The following is a 14,107-nucleotide window of genomic DNA, read 5'->3' on the forward strand; positions in this document are numbered from 1 at the left end:
TCAGTCTCGTCCTATTGCAATAGTCATTCCACCTCTTGCAATCTTTCCTAATGTAAGCTTTTTGCACTGTATCAGTACTGCTCTTTCACAGACATTTCCAACTCCAACAGTGTTCCTTACAAATTCAGACTCATTAAACTCTCCCTCTACTGCATTTAACTCTTCCTTGCTAAATGTCAAAAAAGGTACTGAGAGGCTTTTTGCAAGCTCATTTATAGCCTTTTCATTCTTTTTTATATCAATGCTTCCAATAGATTTTATCGCTCTTATATCGATACCAGAACTGATAAAAACTTCATTCACAAAATCCAACATTTCCTTCGCATCTGTATCTTTTTTACATCCAACCCCTATATAAATACTTTTAGGTATAAGTGTCAGTACATTACTTTCATATATCTTATCGGTTATCCTTACTCTAAGCTCGCATTTTACATCTGTGGGATTTAGCTTTTTTTTAATATCAGACACATCTATTTCTATTATATCACTGTCAATGTCCACCGGCTCCTTATCAAGCAGAGCAGCACTCACATCCTTTGCAAGTTTTCTTGATGAAATTATTAAATTATACTTTTTTGCGAATACATCCACTGCAAATACACCATTAATATCTGTGGCTGTAGTAATAACAGGAGTTGCATTTATTGCCCCTCCGATATATTCTGCCAGTTCGTTGGCTCCGCCAACATGTCCTGAAAGCAGTGGTATCACATATCTACCAAGTTCGTCTATTACCAGAACCGCAGGATCACTAAATTTATCTTTCACATATGGTGAAATACTCCTTATCGCAATACCTGTTGCACCTATAAATATAATTGCATCATCAGTAAAATGTGCTTCCACAGTTTCTTTTAAATTAATTAATGCAGTCATTCTATCATCTATCATATACTTGGGCAATGTATACGATAGTATATTATTTTGCTTTAATATATCCATCAATCTGACATTTAAGCAACTTCCATTTTTTGTGAATGAGAAAATTGCTATATTCATCATAGCTTATAATAGTTTGCACTATATCCTCTGTTTTCAGATTTCATATTCCACAAAACAACCAGGAGTATTATAGCCGGTATTACCATTATGTATGAAACAGCCGTTATAGCACTATTCACTAAATCTGTATCCAATACAGGCGGCAAATTCCCAATAGTATTATTGAACATATGAATAAATATCGTGATAAAAATATTTCTTGTTTTATAATAGATAAGCCCCATTATACAACCCATTATTGCAGTGTAAACACTCTGTACAAATATCATATGCCAGATACCAAATAAAACTCCTGACACAATAATGGCAAACCAAGGACTTTTGCTTATTTTCTCCAGTGAATTAAATATTAAAAATCTGAACAAAATTTCTTCTACTATAGGACCTACTATGGATATTGAAAGTAATGACCAAATATATGCACCTGACTCCAAATCATCATATACTCCTGAAAAATAGTTTACATTTTCTGCCACATATGGAATAGCTATCAAAAATCTGTCCACTAATTCAAACCAAAGTCCTGCTATTCCATAGAATGCAAAACCCATTACAATACAAAACACAATTCCCTTCCCAAATCCCAGCTTGACCTTATTATCATTTCTTTTCACTATAAATATAGATACTATAAGATAGATGACAATAAGCACTAAAGATATGAATGTATCTACAAATGCATTTATACTTGGGAGCAGAAAATCAGGTATTATCCAATATTTTGCATCCAGATAATTTATCCCCCTAAATATTATATCGCTAAGCCACTCGTAGCTAAAATACAAAAGGGCAATGATAATACACCATATTATTATTTTTTTATAATTTCTCCTCATATATCTCCTCATTATTTTTAGATAAAAAGGCCGCAGATGAAAACACCTACGACCCTAATATTAAACAAAGTAATTCTTATTCTTCACTTGACTCAGTCTCGGAATTTCTTACATTCTCTTTCTCAAGCTCTTCATTTGCCTGTGTCAATGCTTTGATACTAAGTGAGATCTTCTTATCTGCCTCATTAAACTCAACAATAACAGCCTCAACCTCATCTCCTACCTTAAGCACATCTGAAGGCTTTTCAACATGGTCATGTGAAATCTGTGATACATGCAACAATGCATCAACACCATTTGAAATCTCAACAAATGCACCAAAGTCAGTCATTCTTGCAACTCTTCCCTTTACTACATTTCCACGTGCAAACTTCTCTTCAGCATCAAGCCATGGATTCTGATCAGGGAACTTCATTGAAAGTGCAATTTTCTCACCTGAGATATCCTTAATGAAAGCTGTAACAGTCTCACCTGACTTAAACACTTTCTTTGGATTCTCCACTCTTCCCCAACTCATCTCTGAGATATGCAAAAGTCCATCTGCACCACCAAGGTCTACAAATGCACCAAAATCAGTAACATTCTTTACTGTACCCTCAATTACATCACCAGGTGTTATCTTCTCAAATAAAGCTTTCTTTTGCTCTTCCTTCTTAGCTAAAAGGAGTTGCTTTCTGTCACCGATGATTCTTCTTCTTCTTGGATTAAATTCTGTAATAACGAATTCAATATCTACGTCCTTATACTTTGATAAATCCTTTTCAAATGTATCTGATACAAGTGATGCCGGTATAAACACTCTGGCATCCTCTACAACCACACTAAGACCACCATCAACTACCTGTACTACTTTTCCTGTAAGAACTTCATGATTGTTGAAAGCATCCTCAAGCTTCTTGTTTCCTCTATCCTGAGCCAATCTCTTGTATGAAAGAAGAACTTGACCTTCTCCGTCATTTATCTTTAAGACTTTTGCTTCCATGTGGTCACCCACGTTTACAACTGTTCTTAAATCTAAACTGTTATCATTACTATATTCACTTCTTGTGATGATACCGTCTGACTTAAAATCCACATTAAGAATGATTTGATCTTCCTTAACATCAATTACCTTACCGTTGACAATTTCTCCTGTGCGTAGAGTCTTGAATGACTCATCTAACATTTGTTCAAAACTTAGATCTGACAATATTTTGAACCTCCTCAATGATATGTTTTGGGGTTGACGCCCCTGCCGTAATACCTACACTATCCACAGAAAGTAAAGCATCATAATCCAGGTCCTCAAGAGTTTGAATAAATACTGTATTCCTACATTCTTCCTGACATATTTCCACAAGCTTGCCTGTATTGGAACTTTTTTTGTCTCCAATAACTATCATGGCGTCCACATTTGATGCTATATTTTTCGCCTCAACTTGTCTTTCCTGTGTTGCATTGCAAATTGTATTAAAACATCTTACATCATAACCCAAAAGTGATATTTTATCAATGATTTCTTTAAATTTTTTATGATTAAATGTCGTTTGAGCTACGATTATTATTTCTTTATCTTTTTTTAATTTTAAATTTATAAATTGTTCGATGTTTTCTACTGCATATGTATTTTCATCACCCCAACCCTTTATTCCCATTACCTCAGGATGTTCCGGGTTTCCAATTATTACTACAGTATTGCCCTTACCGCTTTGCACTGATACTATGGCATGTATTTTCTTTACAAACGGACAGGTAGCATCCACTACCCTATGTCCACTCTGCTTTACAAAATTGTATATATCTCTACTTACACCATGTGAACGAATGATTACTGTACCCTTTGGTAGTGAATCCAGATCTTCTATCTTCACAGATTCCACTCCTCTTTTTTTCATATCCTTCACTACTTCTTCATTGTGAATTATAGGTCCAAGAGTATATACTATTTCATCACCTTTTTTAGCTTCTTCATATACGGTATTTACCGCTTTTTCCACTCCAAAGCAAAATCCGGCACTTTTTGCTAATTTTACTTTCATTTTTCCTCTTTTACCATTGACAGTATCTTTGATACCACCTCTTCAAGTGTCATATCTGATGAATCAAGATAATAGGCATCTTCTGCCTGTTTTAGAGGTGATATCTCTCTATTCATATCAGCCTCATCTCTTTTTATTATTTCATCCTCTATCAAGTTAATATCCAAATCTGTATTTCCCTTTTCCAAAAGCTCCAAATATCTTCTTTTGGCCCTGACTTTTGAACTTGCACTTAAGTATATCTTCAAATCGGCATTTGGAAGTACTACAGTACCTATATCTCTACCGTCCATTACCACATTTTCTTTTTTGGCAAGCTTTCTTTGAAGTGCCACAAGCTTCTCTCTTACACTACCTATTGCACTGAATTTGCTTGCCAACTTACCTATCTGTTCAAGCCTAAGCTTGTCACTAACATCCACTCCGTTTAGAAAAACTTTCTGTGTGCCATCTTCATACTTTATACTGATATCAAGCTTTTCTAAAAGACTTTCTATTCTGCTATCTTCACTATCTTTAACACCTTCATCTAAAAAGAAAAGTGCTACTGCCCTATACATAGCTCCTGTATCTATATAAATATATCCCAGTCTTTTGCTCAGAGCCTTTGCTATACTTGATTTGCCTGCACCTGCCGGTCCATCAATCGCTATACTGTTCATTTCCTGCTCCTTCTCCTGCCACATATCCTGTTGACCATGCTATCTGAAGATTATAACCACCTGTAAAAGCATCCAAATCCAGTACCTCTCCGGCAAAAAATAAACCTTTTATTTTTTTTGACTCCATAGTCTTAGGATTAATTTGTGAAACTTCTACTCCACCTTTTGTTATTATTGCCTCATTAAATCCTCTTGTAGAGCTTATGATATACTCTAAATTTTTTGTAGCATGGACCAAACTATGTCTTTCCTCTTTTGTAAGTAAGTTAACCTTCTTTTCCGGATCTACCTTACTCTGATATATTACTTCATCAATCAGCTTTGCAGGAAAGAGCTTATTTAAAGAATTCTTTAATTGCTTGTTCTTTTGCTCTGCAAAATCTCTAAGTATCCTCTCATCAAGCTTTTCCTCATCCAGAGCCGGCTTTAAATCAATGCTTAGTCGGTATCCTTTTATATTCTTGTTTCCTATAATTGCTGATGCGGATATTATTACAGGTCCACTTACCCCAAAATGTGTAAAAAGCATTTCGCCAAATTCATCATATAGTAATTTTTTATCATTGTAGATATATGCATGTATATTTTTTAATGAAAGGCCTTGTAATGCTTTTATTCTCTCACCCTCTATGTTAAAAGGAACTAAAGAAGGATAGAGCTTGCTTACACTTAAACCGGCTTCTTTGGCAAATCTGTATCCATCACCATCGGAGCCTGTAGCCTGATATGACATTCCACCTGTAGCAACTATTACAGCATCCGCCATGATTTTATTTTTTCCGATTACTACACCTATACATCTGTCATTTTCTATTATCAGCTCATTCACCTTTGTATTCAATCTTATATCTACATGCAAATCTCTTATGGCATTTTCAAGTGACCTTATTATATCTGATGAATGATCGCTGACCGGAAATACTCTATTTCCTCTTTCAATTTTAAGCTTTGTGCCATTGTTCTCCACAAGATTCATAATGTCTTTATTTGTGAAATTTTTAAAAGCACTAAATAAAAATCTTTTATTACTCACAACATTTTCCATTACTGTATTCATGTCTGAAGCATTTGTTAGATTACATCTACCCTTACCTGTAATAAATATCTTTTTACCAAGCTTTTCATTTTTCTCTAATAATATTACTTGCTTTGATGTTAAAGCAGCGGAGTATGCTGCTATCATTCCTGCCGCACCTCCGCCTATAATTATTACTTTTGCCATTTTAAGATACCGATTTTACAAACATATCATATATAGCCTTTATAGTTGTTTCAAAGTCATTTTCTTTAACACCTACAATGATATTAAGCTCTGATGAACCCTGGTCTATCATCTTTACATTGACTCTGGCATGTGCAAGTGCAGCAAAAATTCTTCCTGCAGTACCTCTGTTTGCCTTCATACCTCTACCAACTATAGCTATAAGCGCAAGTCCCGATTCCATTTCTACAGTGTCAGGGCCTACAGCTCTGTGTATACCTGAAACTATCTGCTGTTCATGCTCTTCAAATTCTGACTGATGTACAAGTACGGTCATAGTATCAATACCTGAAGGCATATGCTCTATAGATATATTATTCTGTGCAAAAACATCCAAAACTCTTGCACAAAAACCTACTTCTGCATTCATCATTGCCTTATCTACATTTATGGCACAAAATCCCTTCTTTCCGGCGATACCTGTTATAGTAAATTTAGAACTCTTGCAAGTACTCTCTACAATCATTGTACCCTTATCTTCCGGCTTATTGGTATTTCTGATATTGATAGGAATACCCTCTTTTCTTACAGGGAAGATTGCATCCTCATGAAGTACTGAAGCACCCATATATGCGAGCTCTCTAAGCTCCTTATATGTTATTGATTCTATAGTCTCAGGATTTTGTATAATTCTTGGATCTGCCACTAAAAATCCCGATACATCTGTCCAGTTCTCATACATATCTGCCTTAATACCTCTGGCAATTATAGAGCCTGTTATATCTGAACCGCCTCTTGAAAATGTTCTGATTTTTCCTGAGTGGTCACTACCGTAAAATCCCGGTATTACAGCCTTTTGTACTTTCTCAAGTCTTTCAGCAACCTCTTTATTTGTAGCCTCTGCGTCAAATGTGCCATCTTCAAAGAAGAATATCATCTCTGCGGGATCCACAAATTCCATTCCAAGATACTTTGCCATTATAATACCATTTAAATACTCGCCTCTTGAGGCTGCGTACTCTCTTCCGGCCTTATTTAAAAATTGCTCCTCGATCTTTGCAAACTCATGTTCAAGATTCAAATCAAGTGCAAGTCCATCTATTATCTCCTCATATCTTGCTTTGATCTTTTCAAACTTTTTCTTATATGCACCACCTTCTACAGCTGCATCATATGTCTCGTATAAAAGGTCGGTTACTTTCTCATCCTTGGAATTTCTCTTTCCCGGTGCGGATGGAACTACAAATCTTCTTGATTTATCAGCCTTTATTATGTCTCCCACTTTTTTAAATTGATGTGCACTGGCAAGTGAGCTGCCACCAAATTTTACTACTTTTATCATTATATTCTCCAAAACTTTTTATCTGATTTATCTGAAATATTTTACACCAGATTCAAAGATTTGCAAGTCCTGTTTTGCAAAAATATTTATAGCAACACCTTTTTCTCTTCTTTCAGAGTGGGCCATTTTGCCATATATTCTTCCATCAATGCTGCTAATACCCTCAATAGCTGCATAAGAACCATTTGGATTGTACTCACCACACATAGTAGGCTTTCCATTTAAATCCACATATCTTGTAGCTACCTGACCATTTTTAAACAGCTCATCAATTCTTTCTTTTGGGGCTACAAATCTTCCCTCTCCATGTGAAACCGGATTTGCATACACATCTCCAAGATTTGCATTCATAAGCCATGGTGATTTATTACTTACCACCTTAAGATATGCCATTTTTGAAATATGTCTGCCGATAGTATTTGTAGCCAGAGTTGCTGAAAGCTCCTCCTGCTCCTTTATTTTTCCGTCAGGTAAAAGTCCAAGCTTTATAAGTGTCTGGAAGCCATTGCAAATTCCAAGTATCAGACCGTCTCTCAAAAGCAAATCTTCAATTTCTTTTTTCAAAACTTCATTTCTGAAAACTGTAGCAAAAAACTTTGCAGAACCATCAGGCTCATCACCCGCAGAAAATCCGCCCGGGAACATTATTATCTGTGAATTTCTTATTTCATTTTTATATTTCTCAATAGATTCCTTTATAGACAGAGGTGAAATGTTTCTAAATACAAATGCCTCCGCAATTGCACCGGCTCTTCTAAATGCTCTTATTGAATCATACTCGCAGTTAGTTCCCGGCATAACAGGAATGAATACTCTTGGTAGAGCATTTTTTTCTTTTGCAATATAAATACTCTCAGCCCTATATATTTTATCTTCAAGTACCTCTTTATTTAAAGACTCCTCTACTGATGGGAATACACTCTCAAGAGGTTTTTTCCAGTTTTCCAATATCTTATCAAGCGAAACCTCTTCTGTATTTACTATGATCTTTGGCTCTTTAATTACCTCTCCAAGATAACTTACTCCTTCAAAATCAAGTTCTGATTCGGATTCCAGCACAAAGCCTCCAAACTCCGGACTAAACAAAATCTCTTCGTCCGCTTTAAGGCTTACACCTAACATATTTCCAAAGCACATCTTTGAAACAGCCTCTGCTATTCCATTTCTCTCCAAAACAAATGCACTTACTATTTTTTTATTTGTTATGTCTGTTTGAATATCACTGTATATTCTCTTTAAATATTCAAAATCAGGAAGATCATATTTATCTCTCTTTAATTTTACGAAGTAGAGCTTATTTCCTGCTTTTTTTAGCTCTGTAGATATAATATTTTTATTATCACCTACTGCCACTGCAAAAGAAACCAAGGTAGGAGGTACATTTATATCATTAAATGAACCCGACATTGAATCTTTACCACCTATGGACGCAAGTCCAAGCTTCATCTGTGCTTCATAAGCTCCAAGAAGTGCTGACAGCGGCTCTCCCCAGGTAGAGCTCTCAGCCATTCTTCTAAAGTATTCTTGGAAAGTAAAATGTACTTTTTTATAGTCTCCACCTGCTGCTACAATTTTACTTAAAGAACTGACTATAGCATACATTGCCCCATGGTATGGGCTCCAGCTTGACAGATACGGATCAAAACCATAGCTCATAATGGTAACCGCATCACTTTCTTCATCCAAAAGCGGCAGCTTGGCTACCATACTCTGAGTCTCTGAAAGCTGATATTTTCCTCCATATGGCATGAGTACACTCTTTGCTCCTATACTTGAGTCAAACATCTCAACAAGTCCCTTTTGTGAAGCTACATTCAAATCAGACACTGTTTCCAGCCATCTTTTTTCTATGTTTTTTTCTGTATTATTGTATTCAAAAGGATTTTCTGCTTCATTTGGAGCTTTTACATAAACATCTGTTGTGGAGGTAGCACCGTTTGTATCAAGAAATGCTCTTGATAAATCGACTATAGTTTTACCTCGCCATGTCATTTGCAGCCTTTTTTCTTCCAAAACTTTTGCTACAATACTGGTTTCAAGATTTTCTTCCTCTGCATATTTGCAAAATTCCTCCACTGATTCAGGTGAGAGTACCACAGCCATTCTCTCCTGTGATTCAGAGATTGCAAGCTCTGTACCGTCAAGTCCTGCATATTTTTTAGGCACTTTATCAAGATCAATAATCAGTCCGTCTGCAAGTTCTCCTATTGCAACAGACACTCCACCTGCACCAAAGTCGTTGCATTTCTTTATAAGTATTGTCACCTCAGGTCTTTTAAAAAGCCTTTGTATCTTTCTCTCAGTAGGTGCATTACCCTTTTGTACCTCCGCACCTGCAGTCATTATAGAATCAGTCTTGTGAACTTTACTTGAACCTGTAGCACCTCCTATGCCGTCTCTTCCTGTTCTACCTCCAAGAAGTACTATGATATCACCCGGATCAGAAGTTTTTCTAATAACATTTGCTCTCTTTGCGGCTCCCATTACCGCTCCGATCTCCATTCTCTTTGCAACATAGTTTGGATGATAAACTTCTTTTACATATCCTGTAGCCAGACCTATCTGATTGCCATATGATGAATATCCATGTGCGGCTCCTGTTACTATCTTTCTTTGTGGAAGTTTACCCTGCATTGTCTTTTCAATAGGCAATGTAGGATCTGCAGCGCCTGTAATTCTCATGGCCTGATAAACATAAGTTCTTCCTGAGAGCGGATCTCTTATAGCACCTCCAAGGCAGGTTGCCGCCCCACCAAATGGCTCTATCTCTGTAGGGTGGTTATGAGTTTCATTCTTAAAATTTATAAGCCACTCCTCTTTTTTGCCATCCACCAAAATAGGTGCAACAATTGAGCAGGCATTTATCTCATCACTTTCCTCTACATCAGTAAGAATATTTTCGGCCTTAAGCTTCTTCATGGCCAAAAGTGCAATATCCATCAGGCAAATTTTCTTATCCTTTTTGTCCTTATAAAGGACCTTTCTGTCATTTAGATATCTTTCATAGGATTCTTTTACTGGAACGCCAAAAAATCCCTCCTCAAAGCTCACATCTTTTATCCAAGTGGAAAAAGTAGTATGTCTACAGTGGTCTGACCAATATGTATCCAATACTCTTATCTCAGTGATAGAGGGATTTCTATTTTCATCTTTTTTAAAATAATCTTGTATAAATTTAAAGTCATCAAATGTCATAGCTAACGAAAGGCTCTTATAACATTCTCGCAAAGCTTCTTCGTCCATAGTTATAAAGCCCTCTATAGAATCTACATCCTCAGGCATTTCAAAATCTATTTTTAAAGTTTCGGGTATAGACTCATCAGCTATCCTTGAGTCTACAGGATTTATGCAGTAATTTCTTATGCTTTCCTTATCGGCTTCACTAAACTGACCTGAAAAAATATAAGTCGTAGCTGAGCGAATATTTATATCATCTTCACTTCCAAGTAATTTCACACATTGTATTGCAGAATCTGCTCTTTGATCAAACTGTCCGGGCAAATACTCTACAGTAAAGTAAAAATCGCCTTCAAAATGTAAGAATTTACTCTCATAATAGATATCCAGTGGTGGTTCAGAAAATATAGTACCCAGGCTTCTTTTATAATCTCCATCCGATATGTTTTCAATATCATATCTTACCAAGACCCTCACATTATCAAGGCTTTTTAATCCCAGATAACTCCTAAGCTCTCCCAAAAGTTCATTTGCTCTAATAGCAAATTTTGGCTTCTTCTCTACATAAATCCTTCTAACGCCCATCTTTTTCCTCCCAGGAAACAAAAAACAAGTAATTATATGCTTAGGATTTTAATTTAAAAACCCTAAAAATTAACATGTTAAAATTACTTTAGACTACTTATATGACTTTGTATTCCATCACATACAATATTTGAAAGTTCACCCATTATAAGTGGCTTAGCATATTCAATGAACTTTTCATTTACTCCAAATCCATCTTCACTTATCCAGCCTCTGGGTATTTCCTTTTCAATATTTGCAACTAAATTTATATCACATTTTCTTATAATAGACAAATATGGGGCATCACTAACTCTGTCAAAATACATCATAACACCGGTTTCACCCTCAATACCTGCTTTAACCCCCAAAAATCCGATATTAAATGCCTCGTCTATATCAGTCTTACTTTGTAGATGTGCAGCAGCTCTTTGCAATGTGTTTATCTCAATAGCTCTAGTCTTTACACCTAATTCAGTTTTTACTATTTTTGCCATGAAGTCAGAAGTTCCTGAAAGCATCTTATGTCCAAATGCGTCTACATTTCCTTCATCCTCACTTATATAATTTCCATTCTGATCCTTTATGCCCTCAGATACAGCCACTACAATATTGTTTTTTTCAGCCAATTTGTTATCAAGTACCTTTATAAAACCTTTCAGATCCAGTCCTATCTCCGGTAATAATATAAAGTCCGGACCGTCATTGAATTTATTTTGAGCCAATGCCGAAGCCGCAGTAAGCCATCCGGCATTTCTTCCCATTATTTCCACAAAAGTAACACTCTTTAAATCATACACATTTGAATCTCTTACTATCTCAGAAATAGATGTAGCAATATATTTTGCAGCACTTCCAAATCCCGGAGTATGATCTGTTACAGGCAAATCATTATCAATAGTCTTTGGAACTCCTATAAATCTTATACTACTGCTAATCATACTTGCATACTCTGAAAGCTTTTGTATAGTGTCCATTGAATCATTTCCACCTATATAAACCAGCATTCCGATATTATATTTTTCCAGTATTTCAAAGATTTTCTTGTAAATCTCATTTCCTGCCTCAGGCTTTGGCAATTTATACCTGCAAGAACCGAGATATGAACTTGGTGTTCTCTTCAAAAGTTCAATATTAAATGTGGAATCAAGTGTATCATCAAGGTCTATTATTTTTTCTGCCAATAATCCCTCAATACCATGCCTCATTCCATATACTTTTTTGATACCGTAATGCTTTGCCCCTGAATACACCCCTGCCAAAGACGAATTGATAGCTGCTGTAGGTCCGCCTGACTGTCCTACAATCAAATTTTTTTTCTCTTCCATAAGCTGCTCCATAATTAAATATTTTCATCTAAATTAATTGCATTTAGACTGATTTTTAAAAGTTCTTCCACCTCATCCTGTGGTATCAAAAGTCTGTCTGCAAGCTCTTCTACAGTAGCTTCTCTTCCATACTCTTGTGCCAAAGCACTTGAAGCTTCAATCAAATCGTTTACCCTATCGGTTAACTCATCAGAAGCCTTCTTTGCATTATTTTCTTCATCAATTATTTCATTCAATCTTTTTTCTATGTGGGATTTTACTTGATACTTAAAATCACCGTTTTTATATTCTCCCACAGCTATAGTGAGTGCCAAATGACTCTCACTTATCAAATCTGTTATCTCTTGTCCACATCCTACAAATGGCTGTATTAGCTCTGTAGCATACATCATATGCCCTTCTATAAGCCTATTTCTTGCATTATTATCACCACGCTTTAATGCTTCAAGCAAAGTCTCAAGCTCTGCTTCATTAATTGGCTTTATATTTTTCATATCCTCAAGATACATCTCAAGAACTGTCTTATCCTTCACTTCCCGCTCCCACTAATGTTATATTTATTTTTTTGAACATTTCTTTTACATATACATCAAAAGTATGCAAAATATCTCTTTCAAGTAAAAAGTTTTTTGGGGAAAATGAGCTAATTAGATTCAATTTCTTATCAGAATATCTGATATTCAAGTACATATCTGCATCTACATCCTTTGAAAACATTTCTGCAATCCACTTTTTAGTAAATTCATTTGAAAACTTAAATACCAACTTAAAAGATGTAGGAGTCCTTTTTCCCTTTATTATCTCAAAACAAATAGGCCTTATTTCACTCCAAGTACAAAAATCCCTGTTTTCCTCCTCATCAAAATAAGACTTATTAAGCTTTCCGATAATATCAAATTTTACAAAGGTAAGGAATTCTGCTTCTACCACATTGAACTTATCAAATAAATCTGTCATAAAAAGATTCTTTGTAAATTCTTTTACATCTAAAACCTCAAATGCCTCCATTTTCTTCCTCCGACCACAGTGTGAAGAAATCTCTTCCTGATAAAGTAACAGAAGAATTTTCGCAAACATTTTTAAGCTCTGATTCATTTATCTCTACAGGATTTTCCTGTATAAATTCATTGTACAAATTCAAAAGATAGGCCGATTCTCTTTCATCTTTTATTCTTTGTTTATTCTTTTTCGTAGCTTCCTCATTATAGCTTTTTACACATTTATACAGCACATACTTTCCCTTATTTGTAAGAATTGGGCTTACACCTCCATCTTCAAGAACTCCAAGAGAGTTCTTAATTTCATCCGGTTCAGTATCCAATGCTATACTTCTTGATATGCTATCACTTTCTGAAAACTGAGTAGCTAATTTAACACAGTTTTCTCCATTATTAAGTCTCTCTAAGAGTGAATTTGCAAGATCAAAATCTGAAACCTCTATTACATGAAATTCCATTATTCTTGCTTCACTGTCACTCACTTCTTTTACATTCTTTTCTAACAGATCTTTCTTTGCCTTATTTACCAAGAAATAATCTAAAAATACCTTATCACAGTCTTCCTGACTAAGACCTGAAAAGTCTTCTCTATTTACTAAATTTTCATCGTAAAATGTTTTTGATAACTTCAGTGCCTTTGCTTTTTCCTGTTCTGACAGTGTTATTTCATTCTTATCAGCTATTTTCTTTAAAACCACCAGTTCTTTATAATAATTTTTTAAATCATTATAGAAATTATCTCTATATGTTATATTATTTTCTCTGTCAATATAGCAGTCCCATATTGCTTCACTGTATGTGTTTGTAATAATTTTATTCTCTGAAGCTGCTACAATAAGCATTTGTCCGTAATTATATCCAAGCTTATTATCTGTAAAATTTATCTTTATATTTTCACTTATATTTTCTGTCTTTATTCCACAACCTGAAATACAAATCGCCATTATAAAGCCAACCAAAACTTTTCTTTTCAACT

12 protein-coding genes are annotated in these 14,107 nt (G+C 35.2%); all 12 read right to left on the reverse strand.

Annotated features, from left to right (window positions below):
• Positions 1-1,002, reverse strand: a complete 1,002-nt coding sequence (gene cbiG, locus D4A81_RS08105) for a cobalt-precorrin 5A hydrolase (protein WP_242977608.1) — start codon at positions 1,000-1,002, stop codon at positions 1-3.
• Positions 1,002-1,841, reverse strand: a complete 840-nt coding sequence (locus D4A81_RS08110) for a CPBP family intramembrane glutamic endopeptidase (RefSeq protein ID WP_111524368.1) — start codon at positions 1,839-1,841, stop codon at positions 1,002-1,004. Before D4A81_RS08110 ends, cbiG begins: the two co-directional genes overlap by 1 nt.
• A 76-nt stretch (positions 1,842-1,917) precedes the next feature.
• A complete protein-coding gene (gene rpsA / locus D4A81_RS08115) occupies positions 1,918-3,030 on the reverse strand; it encodes a 30S ribosomal protein S1 (protein ID WP_111524367.1) in 1,113 nt (370 codons plus the stop codon).
• Positions 3,011-3,859, reverse strand: a complete 849-nt coding sequence (gene ispH / locus D4A81_RS08120) for a 4-hydroxy-3-methylbut-2-enyl diphosphate reductase (protein ID WP_111524366.1) — start codon at positions 3,857-3,859, stop codon at positions 3,011-3,013. Before ispH ends, rpsA begins: the two co-directional genes overlap by 20 nt.
• Positions 3,856-4,521 (reverse strand): (d)CMP kinase, encoded by a 666-nt coding sequence (gene cmk, locus D4A81_RS08125; RefSeq protein ID WP_111524365.1) that lies wholly within the window; start codon positions 4,519-4,521, stop codon positions 3,856-3,858. Before cmk ends, ispH begins: the two co-directional genes overlap by 4 nt.
• Positions 4,502-5,743: a BaiN/RdsA family NAD(P)/FAD-dependent oxidoreductase gene (locus tag D4A81_RS08130; RefSeq protein WP_111524364.1), complete on the reverse strand. Its 1,242-nt coding sequence runs from the start codon at positions 5,741-5,743 to the stop codon at positions 4,502-4,504. The genes cmk and D4A81_RS08130 overlap by 20 nt, the downstream gene beginning before the upstream one ends.
• A gap of 1 nt (position 5,744) precedes the next feature.
• Positions 5,745-7,064 carry an aspartate kinase gene (locus D4A81_RS08135; protein WP_111524363.1) on the reverse strand — a complete coding sequence of 440 codons (1,320 nt, stop codon included), beginning with the start codon at positions 7,062-7,064 and terminating at the stop codon, positions 5,745-5,747.
• 27 nt (positions 7,065-7,091) lie between these two features.
• Entirely contained in the window at positions 7,092-10,826 is a 3,735-nt protein-coding gene (locus tag D4A81_RS08140; protein WP_111524362.1) for a phosphoribosylformylglycinamidine synthase, read from the reverse strand.
• Between the two features lie 83 nt (positions 10,827-10,909).
• Positions 10,910-12,133, reverse strand: coding sequence for a 6-phosphofructokinase (locus tag D4A81_RS08145; protein WP_111524361.1), 1,224 nt, complete (start codon positions 12,131-12,133; stop codon positions 10,910-10,912).
• A 14-nt stretch (positions 12,134-12,147) separates the two neighbouring features.
• Positions 12,148-12,666 (reverse strand): sigma-70 domain-containing protein, encoded by a 519-nt coding sequence (locus tag D4A81_RS08150; protein WP_111524360.1) that lies wholly within the window; start codon positions 12,664-12,666, stop codon positions 12,148-12,150.
• Positions 12,656-13,141: a DUF5721 family protein gene (locus D4A81_RS08155; protein ID WP_111524359.1), complete on the reverse strand. Its 486-nt coding sequence runs from the start codon at positions 13,139-13,141 to the stop codon at positions 12,656-12,658. The genes D4A81_RS08150 and D4A81_RS08155 overlap by 11 nt, the downstream gene beginning before the upstream one ends.
• Positions 13,128-14,105 (reverse strand): peptidylprolyl isomerase PrsA family protein, encoded by a 978-nt coding sequence (locus D4A81_RS08160; protein ID WP_172621799.1) that lies wholly within the window; start codon positions 14,103-14,105, stop codon positions 13,128-13,130. The genes D4A81_RS08155 and D4A81_RS08160 overlap by 14 nt, the downstream gene beginning before the upstream one ends.
• Positions 14,106-14,107 lie beyond the last annotated feature (2 nt).

Origin of the sequence: Lachnoanaerobaculum umeaense (genome assembly GCF_003589745.1) — a bacterium.
GTDB lineage: Bacteria > Bacillota > Clostridia > Lachnospirales > Lachnospiraceae > Lachnoanaerobaculum > Lachnoanaerobaculum umeaense.

Excerpts from the sequence above, each read along its gene's own strand:
- D4A81_RS08145 (WP_111524361.1), bottom strand. The coding sequence starts at position 12,133 with ATGGAAGAGAAAAAAAATTTGATTGTAGGACAGTCAGGCGGACCTACA.
- ispH (WP_111524366.1), bottom strand. The coding sequence starts at position 3,859 with ATGAAAGTAAAATTAGCAAAAAGTGCCGGATTTTGCTTTGGAGTGGAA.
- cbiG (WP_242977608.1), bottom strand. The coding sequence starts at position 1,002 with ATGAATATAGCAATTTTCTCATTCACAAAAAATGGAAGTTGCTTAAAT.
- D4A81_RS08135 (WP_111524363.1), bottom strand. The coding sequence starts at position 7,064 with ATGATAAAAGTAGTAAAATTTGGTGGCAGCTCACTTGCCAGTGCACAT.
- D4A81_RS08130 (WP_111524364.1), bottom strand. The coding sequence starts at position 5,743 with ATGGCAAAAGTAATAATTATAGGCGGAGGTGCGGCAGGAATGATAGCA.
- D4A81_RS08155 (WP_111524359.1), bottom strand. The coding sequence starts at position 13,141 with ATGGAGGCATTTGAGGTTTTAGATGTAAAAGAATTTACAAAGAATCTT.
- D4A81_RS08140 (WP_111524362.1), bottom strand. The coding sequence starts at position 10,826 with ATGGGCGTTAGAAGGATTTATGTAGAGAAGAAGCCAAAATTTGCTATT.
- cmk (WP_111524365.1), bottom strand. The coding sequence starts at position 4,521 with ATGAACAGTATAGCGATTGATGGACCGGCAGGTGCAGGCAAATCAAGT.
- D4A81_RS08110 (WP_111524368.1), bottom strand. The coding sequence starts at position 1,841 with ATGAGGAGAAATTATAAAAAAATAATAATATGGTGTATTATCATTGCC.